Source organism: Streptomyces sp. NPDC001604 (assembly GCF_042893475.1).
GTDB lineage: Bacteria > Actinomycetota > Actinomycetes > Streptomycetales > Streptomycetaceae > Streptomyces.
The window spans coordinates 1-13,634 of sequence record NZ_JBIAUY010000001.1 but is presented as its reverse complement, the minus strand read 5'-3'; the positions used below and the strand labels follow the sequence as shown (position 1 = coordinate 13,634).

The window sequence follows — 13,634 nt, the reverse complement described above, 5'->3', positions numbered from 1 at the left end:
AGTAGGTAAGTGCATGCTCAGTACTAATTGCCCCGTTTTCGCGGGGGCGGTCAAGTGCACCGTCCGAGGTCTGTCAGGATGGAGTCATGGGTCAGCCGGTGGAGCGTGAATCGGGAGAACGCGATTCAGGAGGAGCAGCACAGTCCGAGCTTCCCCCGGGGCAGCGTCTGCAGCGCGGCTGGCCGGTCACGCATTACGGGCCCGTTCCCAAGTTCCGCCCCGAGCGCTGGGAGTTCAGGGTCTTCGGTGCCACCGCTGACGGCGAGAAACACTGCTGGACCCATGAGGAGTTCACGGCCCTGCCGTACACCACCGTCGTGGGCGACCTGCACTGCGTCACGAAGTTCAGCATGCTCGGCGCGGAATGGGGCGGCATTCCGGCTCGTGCGATCCTCGAGATCGCGCCGCCCGCGCCCACTGTCACCCATGTGATGGTGTGGGCCGAATACGGATTCAGTTCGAACCTCCGCCTGGCGGATTTCGCTTCCGAGCGGACCATCTTCGCCACCCACAAGGACGGCGAACTGCTCACCGCGGAACACGGCTTCCCGCTGCGCCTCGTCGTGCCCCATCTGTATGCCTGGAAGGGCCCCAAGTGGGTGCGCGGCGTGGAGTACATGACCGCCGACCGCCGGGGCTTCTGGGAGGAGCGCGGCTACCACAACATCGGTGACCCGTGGAAGGAGCAGCGCTACTCCTACCAGGAGGAGCCCGGGGAGGGCCCCGAGCTCTGATCCCGGTCTTCGGTGGTCAGTGGTGGTACGCGTGCACCATCGCATGCCCCTTGCCGCGGCCGATCATCCACTTGTTGACAGGCGTCGTCACGAAGAAGGCGAGCGCCAGCGAGATCGCGAGCGATCCCCAGAACAGCAGGTCCGCCAGTTGCGCGTCCATCGCGTCCGGCCACAGCGCGATCACGCCGTTGTCGATCAGCTCCATCATCGCGATGGACAGGGTGTCCGCGGCCAGCGCCACCCGGAAGGCCGTACGGAAGTCGACGCCGGCCCGAAGCACCCCGCGCAGCGTGAGCGAGTAGCCGAAGAAGAACGCGAGCACGATCGCCAGCACCGTCGTCGCGAGGTTGCCCCAGCCGAAGGCCGTGCCGATCACCATGCCCAGCACCTCGCCGATGGCGCAGCCGGTGAGGCAGTGGAGGGTGGCCTGCGCGGCCGTGCTCCAGCCGGCGGCCGCAGGGTGATGGTGCGCGTGTGCCTCGTGTGCGTGTGCCTCGTGTGCGTGCGCGTGTGCCTCGTGCTGCATGACTGCCCCCAATGTCAGGTAACGGTTCCTGCACCGAGCAGGAACCGTATACCCCCCAGGGGTATTCCCTAACGGGTCAGGAATCGCGCAGTTTCTTCAGCCGCTCCACATCGGCCGCATGTCCCTCCTTGCCGCCGGGCGTCTCGATGATCAGCGGTACGCCCTCGGTGGCGGGGTGGGTCATCAGCGCCCGGAAGGGGTCCTCGCCGATGTGACCTGCGCCGATGTTCTCGTGCCTGTCCTTGTGCGCGCCCACCACGTCCTTGGAGTCGTTGGCGTGGATCAGCTTCAGCCGGCCCTCGCCGACCGTGTCCACCAGCAGATCGAGGGTCTGGTGCATGCCGCTCGGGCCGGTCAGGTCGTGGCCGGCCGCGAAGATGTGGCAGGTGTCCAGGCAGACCCCGAGCTTCGGATGGGCGTCCAGCGCCTCGAAGTACGGCCCGAAGTCCCAGGTCCGCGAGCAGAGCGAGGCGCCCTGCCCGGCCGTCGACTCCAGCAGCAGGAACGGATCGTCGTCGTGGGTCAGCTCGTCCAGCAACGGCAGCAGGTACTGCCGTACCTGCTTCAGGGCCACGGACCGGTCCCGGCCGCCCGTCGCGCTGCCCGTGTGCACGACCACGCCGAGCGCCCCGATCTCCCGCCCGCGCCGCAGCGAGTGCCGCAGCGACTCCACCGACTTCTCCACGGTCGCCTCGGTGTGCGAGCCGAAGTTGATCAGGTACGGGGCGTGGACGTACGCCGGGATCGACTCGGCCGCGCACACCGCGCGGAACTCCTCGTCCTGCCGCGGATTGCCGGCGGGCGTGGCCCAGCCACGCGGGTTGGCGACGAAGACCTGCACCGTCTCGGCCTTGAGATCGTGGGCGTAGGACAGACCGACGGAGTGGAGGCCGCCGGCCACGGGGACGTGGCCGCCGACGGGGTTGCGGGACTGCTGACTCTTCACCCGTTCAGGGTGTCATGCGCTGCGACCTGCTCCGTCACCGGATCTTGATGGTGATCGTCGACCCCTTGGGCGCCGTGTCCCCGCCCTTCACGGACTGGTTCTTGACGGTGTCGCCGAACAGGCCGAGCAGACCACGGTCCTCCTCGACCTTGAAGCCGGCATCCTCCAGGGCCTTGTGCGCGTCGTCCACGCTGTCGCCGGTGACGTCCGGGACCTCGACCATCTCCGGTCCCTTGGACAGCGTCAGCGTCACCGTGTCGCCGTCGGCGGCCTGGCTGTCGCCCGCGGGCGTCTGCGCCGCGACCTGGCCCTTGTCGTACTCGGAGTTGATCCGCTCGGCGGCGACCTTCACCGTCAGGCCGGCGTCCTCCAGGTCGGACTTCGCACTGTCCAGGTCCTCACCCGTGACGTCCGGGACGTCCACCGGGCTGCCCTTGCTGACGACCAGCGCGATCGCCGAACCCGCGTGCCGCTTGGTGCCCGCCTCGGGGGTCGTGGAGATCACCGAGCCCTTGGGGACGTCCTCGCTGAACTCCCGGGTGACCATGCCCGGCTCCAGCCCGCTCTTCTTCAGCCGGGCCCTCGCCTCGGCCAGCGTCCGCGCCGACACGTCGGGCACCCGCACGGTCTCCGGGCCGTCGGAGATGGTGAGCGCCACCGACCCGTTGTCGCGGATGCGGGTGCCGGGTGAGGGGTCCGAGCTGATGACCGTGCCCCGCTGCACCGTGTCGCTGTACGCGTGCTTGACCGCGCCGAGGTCGAGGCCGGCCTTCTGCAGCTGCTGGGTGGCCTGCGTCTGGGTCTTCGCCAGCACGTACGGGACCTTGGTGAACTGGCCGGAGTTGATGTACCACACGCCCGTGCCGACCCCGAGGATCAGCAGTACGGCGACGAGGACCGCGAGCGGACCGCGCCGGGAGCGCGCGCCACGGCGCCGCGGCGGCAGCGGCGGGGGAGTCTCCAGCAGGCTGGTGCGGTGGATCCCGCCGTCGTCCTCGTTCACCGGCAGCGGACGCGGCACCGTCAGCGCGCGCGGGATCACGCTCGTACGGTCCTCGGAGATGTTCCGATGGTCCGCGGCGAAGGCCTGCGGCGGCAGCGCGTCCAGCTGGTCCGCGCTGAGCGCGGCGCGCACCTCGCGGGCCTGCGCGAGCAGCGCCACCGCGTCCTGCGGGCGCAGGTCGGGGGTGCGGGCGGTCGCCGAGGCGACCAGCTCGTCCAGTCGGTGCGCCAGCCCCGGCACGGCGGCCGACGGCGGCGGGACGTCCTCGTGGATGTGCTTGTAGAGGACCGTTGCCGGAGAGTCCCCGCCGTGCGGCCGGTCGCCGGTCAGCATCTCGTACAGGACGACACCGCACGCGTACACGTCGACCCGGGGGTCGGCCGTGCCGTGCGCTATCTGCTCGGGAGCCAGGTAGGAGACGGTGCCGAGGACGCTGCCGGTGGTGTTGGTGACCGTGTCCACGGACCGCACCAGGCCGAAGTCGGCGACCTTGACCCGGCCGTCGTCCCCTATCAGCACGTTCTCCGGCTTCATGTCGCGGTGCACGAACCCGGCACGGTGCGCGGCGCCGAGCGCGGCGAGCACCGGCTCCAGGATGTCCAGGGCGGCGCGCGGCTGCAGCGCCCCGCGCTCGCGCAGCACGTCACGCAGGGTGCACCCGGCGACGTACTCCATGGCGAGATAGACGTACGACCCGTCGGTGCCCTGGTCGAAGACCTGCACCACGTTCGGGTGGGCGAGCCTTGCGACCGACTTCGCCTCGCGGATGAACCGGTCGACGAAGGTCCCGTCGGCCGCGAGCGTGGGGTGCATCACCTTGAGCGCGAGCACGCGGTCGAGGCGGGTGTCCAGGGCCCGGTAGACCGTGGCCATCCCGCCGACCGCGATCCGCGCGTCCACGCGATAGCGCCCGTCGAGCACCTGCCCGACCAGAGGGTCCTGAAGGGTCGTATCCACGCAGGTGAGTGTACGAGCCGTGACTGACAGGGCTGCCGGTTCGGGTGAGATCGGAGCGGGACTGCAGCCGAGCTGTGACGGAGGTCGCACCGGCTTCCGGATCCTGTCGAACGCGCGTTCAGAACGCGGGGCGTTCGGGATCCAGGTGCGCACGCCCCTCGTGCGGCGAGGACGCCTCCGCGAAATGACGGCGCGGGATGCGGCCCGCCCGGTACGCGAGCCTGCCCGCCTCCACGGCGTGCTTCATGGCCTCGGCCATCAGCTGCGGCTCCTGCGCCCGCGTCACCGCTGAGGCAAGCATCACGCCCGCACACCCCAGCTCCATCGCGAGCGCCGCGTCCGAGGCCGTGCCGGCGCCCGCGTCCAGGATCACCGGCACGCGCGCGTGCTCGGTGATCAGCTGGAAGTTGTGCGGGTTGCGGATGCCGAGCCCGGAGCCGATGGGCGAACCCAGCGGCATGATCGCCGCGCAGCCGACGTCCTCCAGCCTGCGGGCGAGGACGGGGTCGTCGTTGGTGTACGGCAGCACGGTGAAACCGTCGTCGACCAGGGTCTCGGCCGCGTCCAGCAGCTCGATCGGGTCCGGCAGCAGGGTGCGCTCGTCGGCGATCACCTCAAGTTTGATCAGGTCGGTGCCGAGCGCCTCGCGCGCGAGGCGGGCGGTCAGCACGGCCTCCCCGGCGGTGAAGCAGCCCGCCGTGTTCGGCAGCACCCGGATGCCGAGCTTCTCCAGGACGGACAGCACCGAGCCGTGCACCGAGGGGTCCACGCGCCGCATAGCGACCGTCGTGAGCTCCGTGCCGGACGCCACCAGCGCCCGCTCGAGGACATCGAGGCTGGGGGCACCGCCGGTGCCCATGATCAGGCGGGACGTGAAGGACGTACCGCCGATGACAAAGGGGTCGTCGGCCATGGGTCAGCCTCCTTGGACGGCGGTGAGGACCTCGACGCGGTCCCCCTCACGCAGGGACGTCGACGGCCACTGCGCGCGCGGGACGACGGTTTCGTTCAGGGCGGCGGCCACTCCGGAGGGTGCCGGGGTCAGCGCGCGTACGACGGTGTCGAGAGCCGTGCCGGAAGCGAACTCCCTGGGCTCTCCGTTGACGGAGATGTTCATGCGGGCTGCTCCAGGAGCGCGAAACGCTTGGGGGTGAACGGGCGTGCCTCCTCCGGGAGTTCACCGGTGGCCAGGACGTGCGCCATGGCGTCGCCGGTGACCGGGGTGAGCAGGACGCCGTTGCGGTAGTGGCCGGTGGCCAGCAGCAGACCGGGCAGTTGTGTCGGGCCGAGCATGGGCGCGTTGTCCGGAGAACCGGGGCGCAGTCCGGCCCGCGTCTCCGTCAGCGGCAGCTCGGTGATCCCGGGGACCAGCTCGTGTGCGTCGCGCAGCAGCTCGTACACCCCGCCCGCGGTGACCGTCGTGTCCCAGCCCAGCTCCTCGCTGGTCGCGCCGATCACCAGCTCGCCGTTCTCGCGCGGCACCAGGTAGACATGGCTGCCGCGGACGACGGCGCGCACGGTGCGGCTCAGGAACGGCGCATACCGCTTCGGCACGGTCAGCCGCAGCACCTGCCCCTTCACCGGCCGCACGGGCGGCAGGACGTCGTCCGGGACGCCCGGCAGCCGTCCGCTGAGGCTGCCTGCGGCCAGCACCACCTGGCCCGCGCCCAGCTCGGTGCCGTCGGTCGTGGTGACGCCGCAGGCCCGGTCCCGTACGACATGGAAACGCTCGGCCCAGGTGCGGTGGAAGACCACGCCCGCGTGCTCGCACGCGGCCACCAGCGCGCGTGCCAGTCGCCGCGGGTCGATCTGGTGGTCGCCGTCCACCCGGAGGCCGCCGCGCACGCCCGGTGCGAGCATCGGCTCCAGGCGTCGGCACTCGCGCCCCGACAGCCACTCCGACTCCAGGCCCGACTCACGCTGCAGCGCGTGCAGTTCGCGCAAATGGGCGCGGTCGTCGGCGTCCAGGGCGACGGCGAGCGTGCCGCACTGGCGGTAGCCGAGGTCCTGGCCGGTGAGGTCGCTGAGCTCGGCCGCGAAGGCCGGGTACCGGCGGGCGGACTCCAGGTTGAGGCCGAGCAGGGTCTGCTCGCCGTAGTGCAGTTCCGTGACCGCGGCCAGCATCCCGGCGGCCACCTGGGCGGCCCCACCGCCCGGTTCGGGGTCCACGACGGCCGTGGCGAAACCGCGCTGCGCGGCCCGCCAGGCCGTGACCAGGCCGATGATTCCGCCCCCGATGACGAGGACGTCTGACGTACGTGACGACATGGGCGTCCAGCCCCTCCCTTCGCCGGCATGACCCGGATCAGGTTCGTACGGTCGGAGGCCGCCAGCCTCCCTCTCAGCCCGGTGCGTCCGGGCTCCCGCGAGTGCTTGTACGTTGGCCACCCTAGCCCGAGCCGCCGCGCCTCTGTAAGGGAGCCTTCCGTCATGCCCCGTTCCCTGGACGGCCTCGTCCTCGCTCCCGTCGCCGACCAGGCCCCAGGTCAGGTGGGTACCCGGACCCGGGTTCAGGTACCACGAGCAGGGCTGCGAGATCTGGGCCGAGTACGCGGGCGGCGACGTCGTGCGCGGGCATCTGGTGGGTACTCGGTCAGGTGACCGGCTGGACTTCCGGTACGTCCAGCTGAAGCGTGACGGGACGACCTCCTCGGGGCACTGCGTCTCGGCTGTCGTGGAGCTCCCGGACGGGCGGGTGCGGCTGGAGGAGACCTGGGAGTGGGAGTCGCAGTCGGGCAGCGGGACCAGTGTTGTGGAGCAGGTCACTGAACACGACTCCTGACTGACGAATTGTCAGTTGTCTATGGTGATCAGGTGAGCGAGCAGACGCGGGAAGAAAGCACGTCACCGGCGCGGCGCGTGGTCGTCGTCGGCGCGGGCATGGCGGGTGTCCAGACGGCCGTCGCCCTGCGCGAACAGGGCTTCACCGGCACCGTGACGGTGATCGGCGCCGAACCCCATCAGCCCTACGACCGGCCGCCGCTGTCCAAGGCCGTGCTGCTCGGCAAGTCCGAGGGCTCCGCCTTCGACGTCGACTTCGAGGCGCTCGGCATCGAACTGCGGCTGGGGTGCGAGGTGCTCGGCGTGCGCCCCGGCGAGCACGAGCTGGACACCGAGGCCGGACCCGTGCCCTACGACGTCCTGGTCCTCGCGACCGGCGCCGAACCGATGACGCTGCCGGGCACCGAGGGCGTGCCCGGGGTGCATCTGCTGCGCACCCTGGACGACGCCGAGCGGCTGCGGCCCGTGCTGGCCAGGCAGCACGACATCGTGGTCGTCGGCGCGGGCTGGATCGGCGCGGAGTTCGCCACCGCCGCGCGCGAGGCGGGCTGCGCGGTGACCGTCGTCGAGGCCGCCGACCGGCCGCTCGCCGGTGCGCTGCCCGCCGAGGTGGCCGCGCCGATGGCCGCCTGGTACGCCGACGCGGGCGCCGAACTGCGTACGCACGCGCGCGTGGCGCACATCGAGCCCGGCGCGGTCGTCCTCGACGACGGCTACCGGCTGCCCGCGGGCGCCGTCGTGGTCGGCATCGGCGCACGCCCCGCCACGGCCTGGCTGGCCGGCGCCGGCATCGAACTCGGCGCGAACCGCGAAGTCGTGGCCGACGCCCACCTGCGCACCTCGGCACCGGACGTCTACGCCGTCGGCGACTGCGCCTCCTTCCCCTCGGGACGGTACGGCGAGCGCCTGCTGGTCCACCACTGGGACAACGCCCTCCAGGGCCCGCGCACGGTGGCCGCGAACATCATCGGCGAGGCCACCGGCGAGCCCCCGGCGGTCTACGACCCGGTCCCGTACTTCTGGTCCGAGCAGTTCGGCCGCTTCGTCCAGTACGCCGGCCATCACAGCGCAGCCGACACGACCCTGTGGCGCGGCGACCCCTCGGGCCCCGCCTGGTCCGTCTGCTGGCTGCGCGAGAGCCGCCTGGTCGCCCTGCTGGCGGTCGGCAGGCCGAGGGACCTCGCGCAGGGCAGACGGCTGATCGAGGCGGGCACCCCGATGGACCCCGAACTGCTGGCGGACCCGGCGCGGCCCCTGAAGACGGCCACGGCGTAGTACGCAGAAGGGCGGCCACGACAGGGGGTGAAGCCCCAGGTCGGACGTTTCTGGCTTCCGACTGTCAGTGCGGGATGGCAGGCTTGACCCCGTGACCGAGATTGACGCAAAGATCGATGCTCTCGTCCCCGCCTGGCTCACCCTGCCCGACATCGCAGAGATGCTCGATGTCGAGGTGACGCGTGTGCGGCAGCTGGTCAAGGAGGGCCAGCTCATCGCCGTACGCCGAGGTGAGAACCGCGCTCTGCACGTGCCCGCCGCATTCATCGACGCGGCCGAGCAGAGGGTCGTCAAGGGCCTGACCGGCACCCTGACGCTCCTGAGGGACGACGGCTTCACCGACGAAGAGATGATCGAGTGGCTCTTCACCCCCGACGACAGCCTGCCCGGCACCCCCGCGCAGGCGCTGAGCGAGAATCGCGGTACGGAGGTGAAGCGCCGGGCCCAGGCGCTCGCCGTCTGATCCGAACAGGCTGAACCGAACACCGTCCGGCGTACGGGCCGGGGTCCGCGCAGGCAGGGCCGCGGCCGTGGCTGAGTGCGGCCCGCAGAAACCGGTGCGGGCCGCAGCAACCGACGGCCGCGGCCGGCCGCCGCCCGTACGCCGCCGACCAGGAACGACACCCACGGGGGACCCTCGTCATGCCCGACACCGCCACCGCCGCACACGCCGAGCTCGCCGACGCCCGCGTCTACCTCTGCACGGACGCCCGCAGGCGCCAGGGCGACCTGCCGGAGTTCCTGGACGCCGTCCTGGCGGGCGGGGTCGACATCGTGCAGTTGCGCGACAAGGGCATGGAGGCCGCCGAGGAGCTGGAGCACCTGAAGGTCTTCGCCGACGCCTGCGCCCGCCACGGCAGGCTGCTCGCCGTCAACGACCGCGCGGACGTGGCACACGCCGCGGGCGCCGACGTGCTCCACCTCGGCCAGGGCGACCTCCCGGTCCCCGCGGCCCGCGCGATCCTCGGCGGGGACGTCCTCATCGGCCGCTCCACCCATGCCGAGTCCGAGGCCGCCGCTGCCGCCGCCCAGGAGGGCGTCGACTACTTCTGCACCGGACCCTGCTGGCCGACCCCCACCAAGCCCGGCCGCCACGCCCCCGGTCTCGACCTGGTCCGGTACACCGCCTCCCTGGGCACCGAGCGCCCCTGGTTCGCCATCGGCGGCATCGACCTGGGCAACCTCGACCAGGTGCTCGAGGCCGGCGCCCGCCGCGTCGTGGTCGTCCGCGCGATCACGGAGGCCGACGACCCGGGCGCGGCGGCGCAGGAGTTCGCGAAGCGGCTGCGGAGCGCGTGACGCAGGCCCGATCGGAGTCCGGCGTCCAGCAGATTGTCCGATGGGCGTCAGAAGGATTGTCCTATGGGAATCCGGCAGGTTGTCCGACGGAATGTGTGGCAGCTTGTCGGACGGAATGTCTGACGGGTTGTCCGAAAAATGTCCGCCAGGTTGTCCGATAGGTGGACAACAAATAGACAAATCCGGCAAATGTCCCCCATCCGGTTGGGGGAGTCGCCGCCCCCTGACTAACCTGCGGGTATGGCCCTCGGAACCGCATCCACCAGGACTGACCACGCGCGCACGGTGCGTGACATGCTCGCGACCGGCAAGACGACGTTCTCGTTCGAGTTCTGGGCTCCGAAGACGGAGAAGGGCGAACGCAACCTCTGGAACGCGCTCCGCAGGGTCGAGGCCGTGGCCCCCAGCTTCGTCTCCGTGACGTACGGGGCGGGCGGCTCCACCCGCGCGGGCACGGTGAAGGCGACCGAGCAGATCGCCGCCGACACCACGCTCACCCCGGTCGCCCACCTCACCGCGGTCAACCACTCCATCGCCGAGCTGCGCAACATCATCGGCCAGTACGCCGACGCCGGGATCCGCAACATGCTCGCCGTGCGCGGCGACCCGCCCGGCGACCCCATGGGCGACTGGGTGCCGCACCCGTCGGGACTGACCTATGCCGCAGAGCTCGTCCAGCTCATCAAGGAGTCGGGCGACTTCTGCGTCGGCGTCGCTGCCTTCCCGGAGATGCACCCGCGCTCCGAGGACCGGGACACCGACGTCGCCCACTTCGTCGACAAGTGCCGGGCCGGCGCCGACTACGCCATCACACAGATGTTCTTCCAACCGGAGTCCTATCTGCGGCTGCGTGACCGGGTCGACGCGGCCGGCTGCGACACCCCCGTCATCCCCGAGGTCATGCCGGTGACCAGCGTGAAGATGCTGGAGCGGCTGCCGCAACTCAGCAACGCCGTCATCCCCGCCGCCCTGAAAGAGCGGATCCTCACAGCAAAAGACGATCCGACCGCTGTACGCTCCATTGGCATCGAATTCGCCACGGAGTTCTGCGCGCGGCTGCTGGCCGAGGGAGTGCCCGGACTGCACTTCATCACGCTCAACAACTCCACGGCGACGCTGGAAATCTACGAAAACCTGGGCCTGCACCACCCCCCGCAGGCCTAGACCGGCCGCACGGGTATACGACACACTGCGTAGCGGCGACTCGGAGAGGGGCGTACATGGGCTGGACGGTCCTCTACATCGCGTTCGGCATCGTCGCGCTGTGGCTGCTGGGCGAGGTGCTGCTGCAGTACAAGGCGCGGCTGCGCTGGCGACTGCTCGCCTTCGCCGGGTTCCTCGGCGTCGTGCTCGGGGTGCTGATCCCCTCGGTGATCGTCATCGGTCTCGGCGCCGCCGCGTTCGCGGTCGGCCAGACCTACGTCACGCTGTCGTTCCGCCGCGGCTTCGCATCGGGCTGGGCGGTCAGCCGGACCGGCATCCCCGGCGTCGGCAAGCGCGGCCACGGCGAACCGGACCACCAGGACCCGACCCTGGAGGTCTCCGACCTCGAGCCGGGCGACGACGGCCACGACGACCAGGACGTCTACCACCGCGACAGCGTGTCCTACGGCAACGAGGACGACTACGACCGCGACGACGTCTTCACGCCCGCCCGCTCCTCCCAGCCCGCCCCCGCCGAGACCACCGCGGTCTACGAGCCGCAGCCCCTGCCCGAGGACACCGGCTCCTACGGCATATACAGCGACTCCGCGTACGCCGCCGCCGACGCGTCCTACGCGAACGCGGGGCAGTCCCAGGACCAGTACGCGACAGCCGCGCAGGGCGCCGACCAGTCCTACGGGTACGACTACTCCGGCTACAGCCAGCAGCAGTACGGCTACGACACCACCGGCCAGCAGCAGTACGCCGCCTACTCCGACCCGTACATCGGCACCCAGACCTACGGCGGCGGCTACGACGCCTACGGTCAGTACGGCCAGCAGGGCTACGGCCAGGACCAGTACGCCACCGGCGGCTACGACGGCCAGACCCCGTCCGGCGGGGTATGGGTCCCGCAGCAGCGCACCGACGAGACCTACGGCGGCGAGCTCCCGCAGGAGCAGGCCTACCCCTACCAGGACAACGGCCAGGGCCAGGGGCAGGGCCATGCTCAGGGGCACGGATACGACGAGCAGTACCGCTTCTGAACGCGCAGTACCGTTTCTGGTGGCCCGGTACCGCCTCTGAGGACCCTTCAGCCCGGGGCGCTCACTGAGAGCCCCGGAACTCCGGCCCCTCCACGATCAGACCGGCCACCAGCGCCCCCGACATACCGGCGTGCGGCAGCCCCCCGCCGGGGTGCGACCAGCCTCCGGCGGTGAACAGGCCCGGTATCGCCGTGCTGTTGGACGGGTGCAGGGTGCCCTCTGCGGACGCCAGCGACGGCGGCGGGACGGCGCCGCCCTCGGCCCCCGTCTCCCGCTCGGTGTGCACAGGGGTGCGGACCTCGCGCCACAGCGTCCGCTCACGCAGCCCTGGCACCGCACGCTCGGCGGCGGCGACCATCCGGTCCGCAAAGGCGTCGGCGGCCCCCGGCGCGGCCCAGTCGTACCCCAGGGCGGACGGCACCGTCGCCGTCAGCACCACGGACTCGTGCTCCCCGTCGGGGCGCAGCGCCGGGTCGTCCGGGCGGTCGATGCGAACCGTGGGCCGCGCGGGAGTTCCCCCCGGCCTGAACAGGGACAGCTCCTCCGCCCCGTCCGGCGAGTGCACCACCGTGCGGTGCGCGGCATCCGGCTCCCGCGCTCCGCGCAGTGCCAGGCACACCACCACCCGGCCGGGGTGCAGGTCTTCGGCGCCGGGCTCGACGTCTTCAGTCCCGTAGAGTTTCCGGCCCGGCACGAGGCCGGACAGCCGCCAGGGACCCGAACCGACGACCGTGTCCGCCTCCGCCACGGTCCCGTCGGACAGTTCCACGCCCGCCGCGCGGCCGTCCTTCTCCAGGACCCCGGTGACCTCCGCGCCGAACACGAACTCGACCTTCCGCGCCAGGCACCGCTCGTACACCGCCCGCGCCAACTCACGTATGCCGCCCCGCACATACCAGGTTCCGAAGGCATGCTCCATGTACGGCAGCACGGCCGCGCTCGCCGGAGCGGTGCCCGGATCGACGCCGTGGGCGAGGGCGTAGCCGTCCAGCAGCGCCGCGAGGCGCGGGTCGCGCAGCTCCCAGGCGCCGATCTCGGCGAGGGTGGTGGCGCGGCGGGTGCGCAGCAGCCGCTTGTGCGGGACCGCCGGGTACGGCTCGCGGTCGGTCAGCACACGCCAGTTGGGCCACAGAGGTTCCTCCAGCAGCGGCCGGCGGGTGCGGTCCCAGGCCTCCCGGGCCCGCACCAGGAAGTCGCCCCAGCGGCCGCCCGCGCCCGCCCCGAGCGCCTCGTCCAGGGCGGCGACCACTCCCGCGCGCGAGGCGTTCGGCAGCGCGACCGCGGTGCCGTCCGCGAAGACGTGCCGCGAGGACGGGTCGACCTGGACCAGCTCGACGCACTCCTCCAGTGGCTCCCGGCCGGTCTTGATGAACAGATCGCGCCAGACAGCGGGCAGGGTCAGCAGCCCGGGGCCGGTGTCGAAGCCGAACCCGTCCCGCTCGAAGCGCCGCACCGCTCCGCCGTACGTCTCCGCCCGCTCGTACACCACCACCCGCTGACCCGCGACGGCCAGCCGGGCGGCGGCCGCCATCGCGCCCATCCCGGCGCCGATCACCACGATCCGTCCCATGCCTGCGACTTTATCGACCGCCACTGACATTGATCCTGATACTCAGGTTCCGGTGGTCGTGACTCTGCCACTGACTGACGTCCTGCTGGACTGTCTTCTGGCTGTTCTGTCCGGCCCCCGGGACCTGTTCTCATGGCTCCGGCCGGGCGGAACATGACCTGATAGGAGCTTGGTCAGAAGCCCCTTCAATGTCCTGTCTGCGCCACCCGGCCGGCGCCCACCTTCGGCTGGGAAGGCACCATCAGCATGGCATCAGCGGTCGTGGACAGCACGGCAGACCAGGAAGTGGTCGGCGGGGTCGACTCCCACACCGACACCCTCCACGTCGCGGTCATCAGCGACAACGGCGGCCAT

13 protein-coding genes, 1 pseudogene and 1 riboswitch are annotated in these 13,634 nt (G+C 71.3%); of the genes and pseudogenes, 7 read left to right on the top strand and 7 right to left on the bottom strand.

The window, feature by feature from the left end; translation table 11 throughout:
* Nucleotides 1–86: 86 nt before the first annotated feature.
* Nucleotides 87–734, top strand: coding sequence for a sulfite oxidase-like oxidoreductase (locus ACFY1E_RS00070; RefSeq protein ID WP_389069514.1), 648 nt, complete (start codon nt 87–89; stop codon nt 732–734).
* Nucleotides 735–750: 16 nt separating this feature from the next.
* On the opposite strand, the gene ACFY1E_RS00065 is transcribed toward ACFY1E_RS00070, so the two are convergent.
* The 6 genes from ACFY1E_RS00065 to thiO form a co-directional block, all read right to left on the bottom strand.
* Nucleotides 751–1,260: a DUF4396 domain-containing protein gene (locus ACFY1E_RS00065; RefSeq protein WP_389069512.1), complete on the bottom strand. Its 510-nt coding sequence runs from the start codon at nt 1,258–1,260 to the stop codon at nt 751–753.
* Nucleotides 1,261–1,336: 76 nt separating this feature from the next.
* Nucleotides 1,337–2,206, bottom strand: a complete 870-nt coding sequence (locus tag ACFY1E_RS00060) for a deoxyribonuclease IV (RefSeq protein WP_389069510.1) — start codon at nt 2,204–2,206, stop codon at nt 1,337–1,339.
* 34 nt (nt 2,207–2,240) lie between these two features.
* Nucleotides 2,241–4,166 carry a Stk1 family PASTA domain-containing Ser/Thr kinase gene (gene pknB / locus ACFY1E_RS00055; RefSeq protein WP_389069509.1) on the bottom strand — a complete coding sequence of 642 codons (1,926 nt, stop codon included), beginning with the start codon at nt 4,164–4,166 and terminating at the stop codon, nt 2,241–2,243.
* A 118-nt stretch (nt 4,167–4,284) separates the two neighbouring features.
* Nucleotides 4,285–5,079 (bottom strand): thiazole synthase, encoded by a 795-nt coding sequence (locus ACFY1E_RS00050; protein ID WP_389069506.1) that lies wholly within the window; start codon nt 5,077–5,079, stop codon nt 4,285–4,287.
* 3 nt (nt 5,080–5,082) lie between these two features.
* Nucleotides 5,083–5,283, bottom strand: coding sequence for a sulfur carrier protein ThiS (gene thiS / locus ACFY1E_RS00045; protein WP_344405171.1), 201 nt, complete (start codon nt 5,281–5,283; stop codon nt 5,083–5,085).
* The gene (gene thiO, locus ACFY1E_RS00040) at nt 5,280–6,434 is read right to left on the bottom strand and encodes a glycine oxidase ThiO (protein ID WP_389069504.1); all 1,155 of its coding nucleotides are present in this window, start codon (nt 6,432–6,434) and stop codon (nt 5,280–5,282) included. The genes thiS and thiO overlap by 4 nt, the downstream gene beginning before the upstream one ends.
* Nucleotides 6,432–6,543: riboswitch (TPP riboswitch) on the bottom strand. Its footprint overlaps the gene before it by 3 nt.
* A 53-nt stretch (nt 6,544–6,596) precedes the next feature.
* On the opposite strand from thiO, the pseudogene ACFY1E_RS00035 reads away from it, so the two are divergent.
* The 6 genes and pseudogenes from ACFY1E_RS00035 (at nt 6,597) to ACFY1E_RS00010 (ending at nt 11,710) form a co-directional block, all read left to right on the top strand.
* Nucleotides 6,597–6,948, top strand: a pseudogene (locus ACFY1E_RS00035) (hypothetical protein).
* A 32-nt stretch (nt 6,949–6,980) separates the two neighbouring features.
* Complete coding sequence (locus tag ACFY1E_RS00030; RefSeq protein WP_389069503.1) at nt 6,981–8,222, top strand: NAD(P)/FAD-dependent oxidoreductase; 1,242 nt, start codon at nt 6,981–6,983, stop codon at nt 8,220–8,222.
* Between the two features lie 91 nt (nt 8,223–8,313).
* Nucleotides 8,314–8,685: an Rv2175c family DNA-binding protein gene (locus ACFY1E_RS00025; RefSeq protein WP_389069501.1), complete on the top strand. Its 372-nt coding sequence runs from the start codon at nt 8,314–8,316 to the stop codon at nt 8,683–8,685.
* A 179-nt stretch (nt 8,686–8,864) separates the two neighbouring features.
* Nucleotides 8,865–9,521 (top strand): thiamine phosphate synthase, encoded by a 657-nt coding sequence (gene thiE, locus ACFY1E_RS00020; RefSeq protein WP_389069499.1) that lies wholly within the window; start codon nt 8,865–8,867, stop codon nt 9,519–9,521.
* A 240-nt stretch (nt 9,522–9,761) separates the two neighbouring features.
* Nucleotides 9,762–10,685, top strand: coding sequence for a methylenetetrahydrofolate reductase [NAD(P)H] (metF, locus tag ACFY1E_RS00015; RefSeq protein WP_389069497.1), 924 nt, complete (start codon nt 9,762–9,764; stop codon nt 10,683–10,685).
* Between the two features lie 56 nt (nt 10,686–10,741).
* Nucleotides 10,742–11,710, top strand: a complete 969-nt coding sequence (locus ACFY1E_RS00010; RefSeq protein ID WP_389069494.1) for a hypothetical protein — start codon at nt 10,742–10,744, stop codon at nt 11,708–11,710.
* A 61-nt stretch (nt 11,711–11,771) separates the two neighbouring features.
* On the opposite strand, the gene ACFY1E_RS00005 is transcribed toward ACFY1E_RS00010, so the two are convergent.
* Nucleotides 11,772–13,280, bottom strand: a complete 1,509-nt coding sequence (locus ACFY1E_RS00005; protein ID WP_389069492.1) for a phytoene desaturase family protein — start codon at nt 13,278–13,280, stop codon at nt 11,772–11,774.
* Nucleotides 13,281–13,634: the final 354 nt, after the last annotated feature.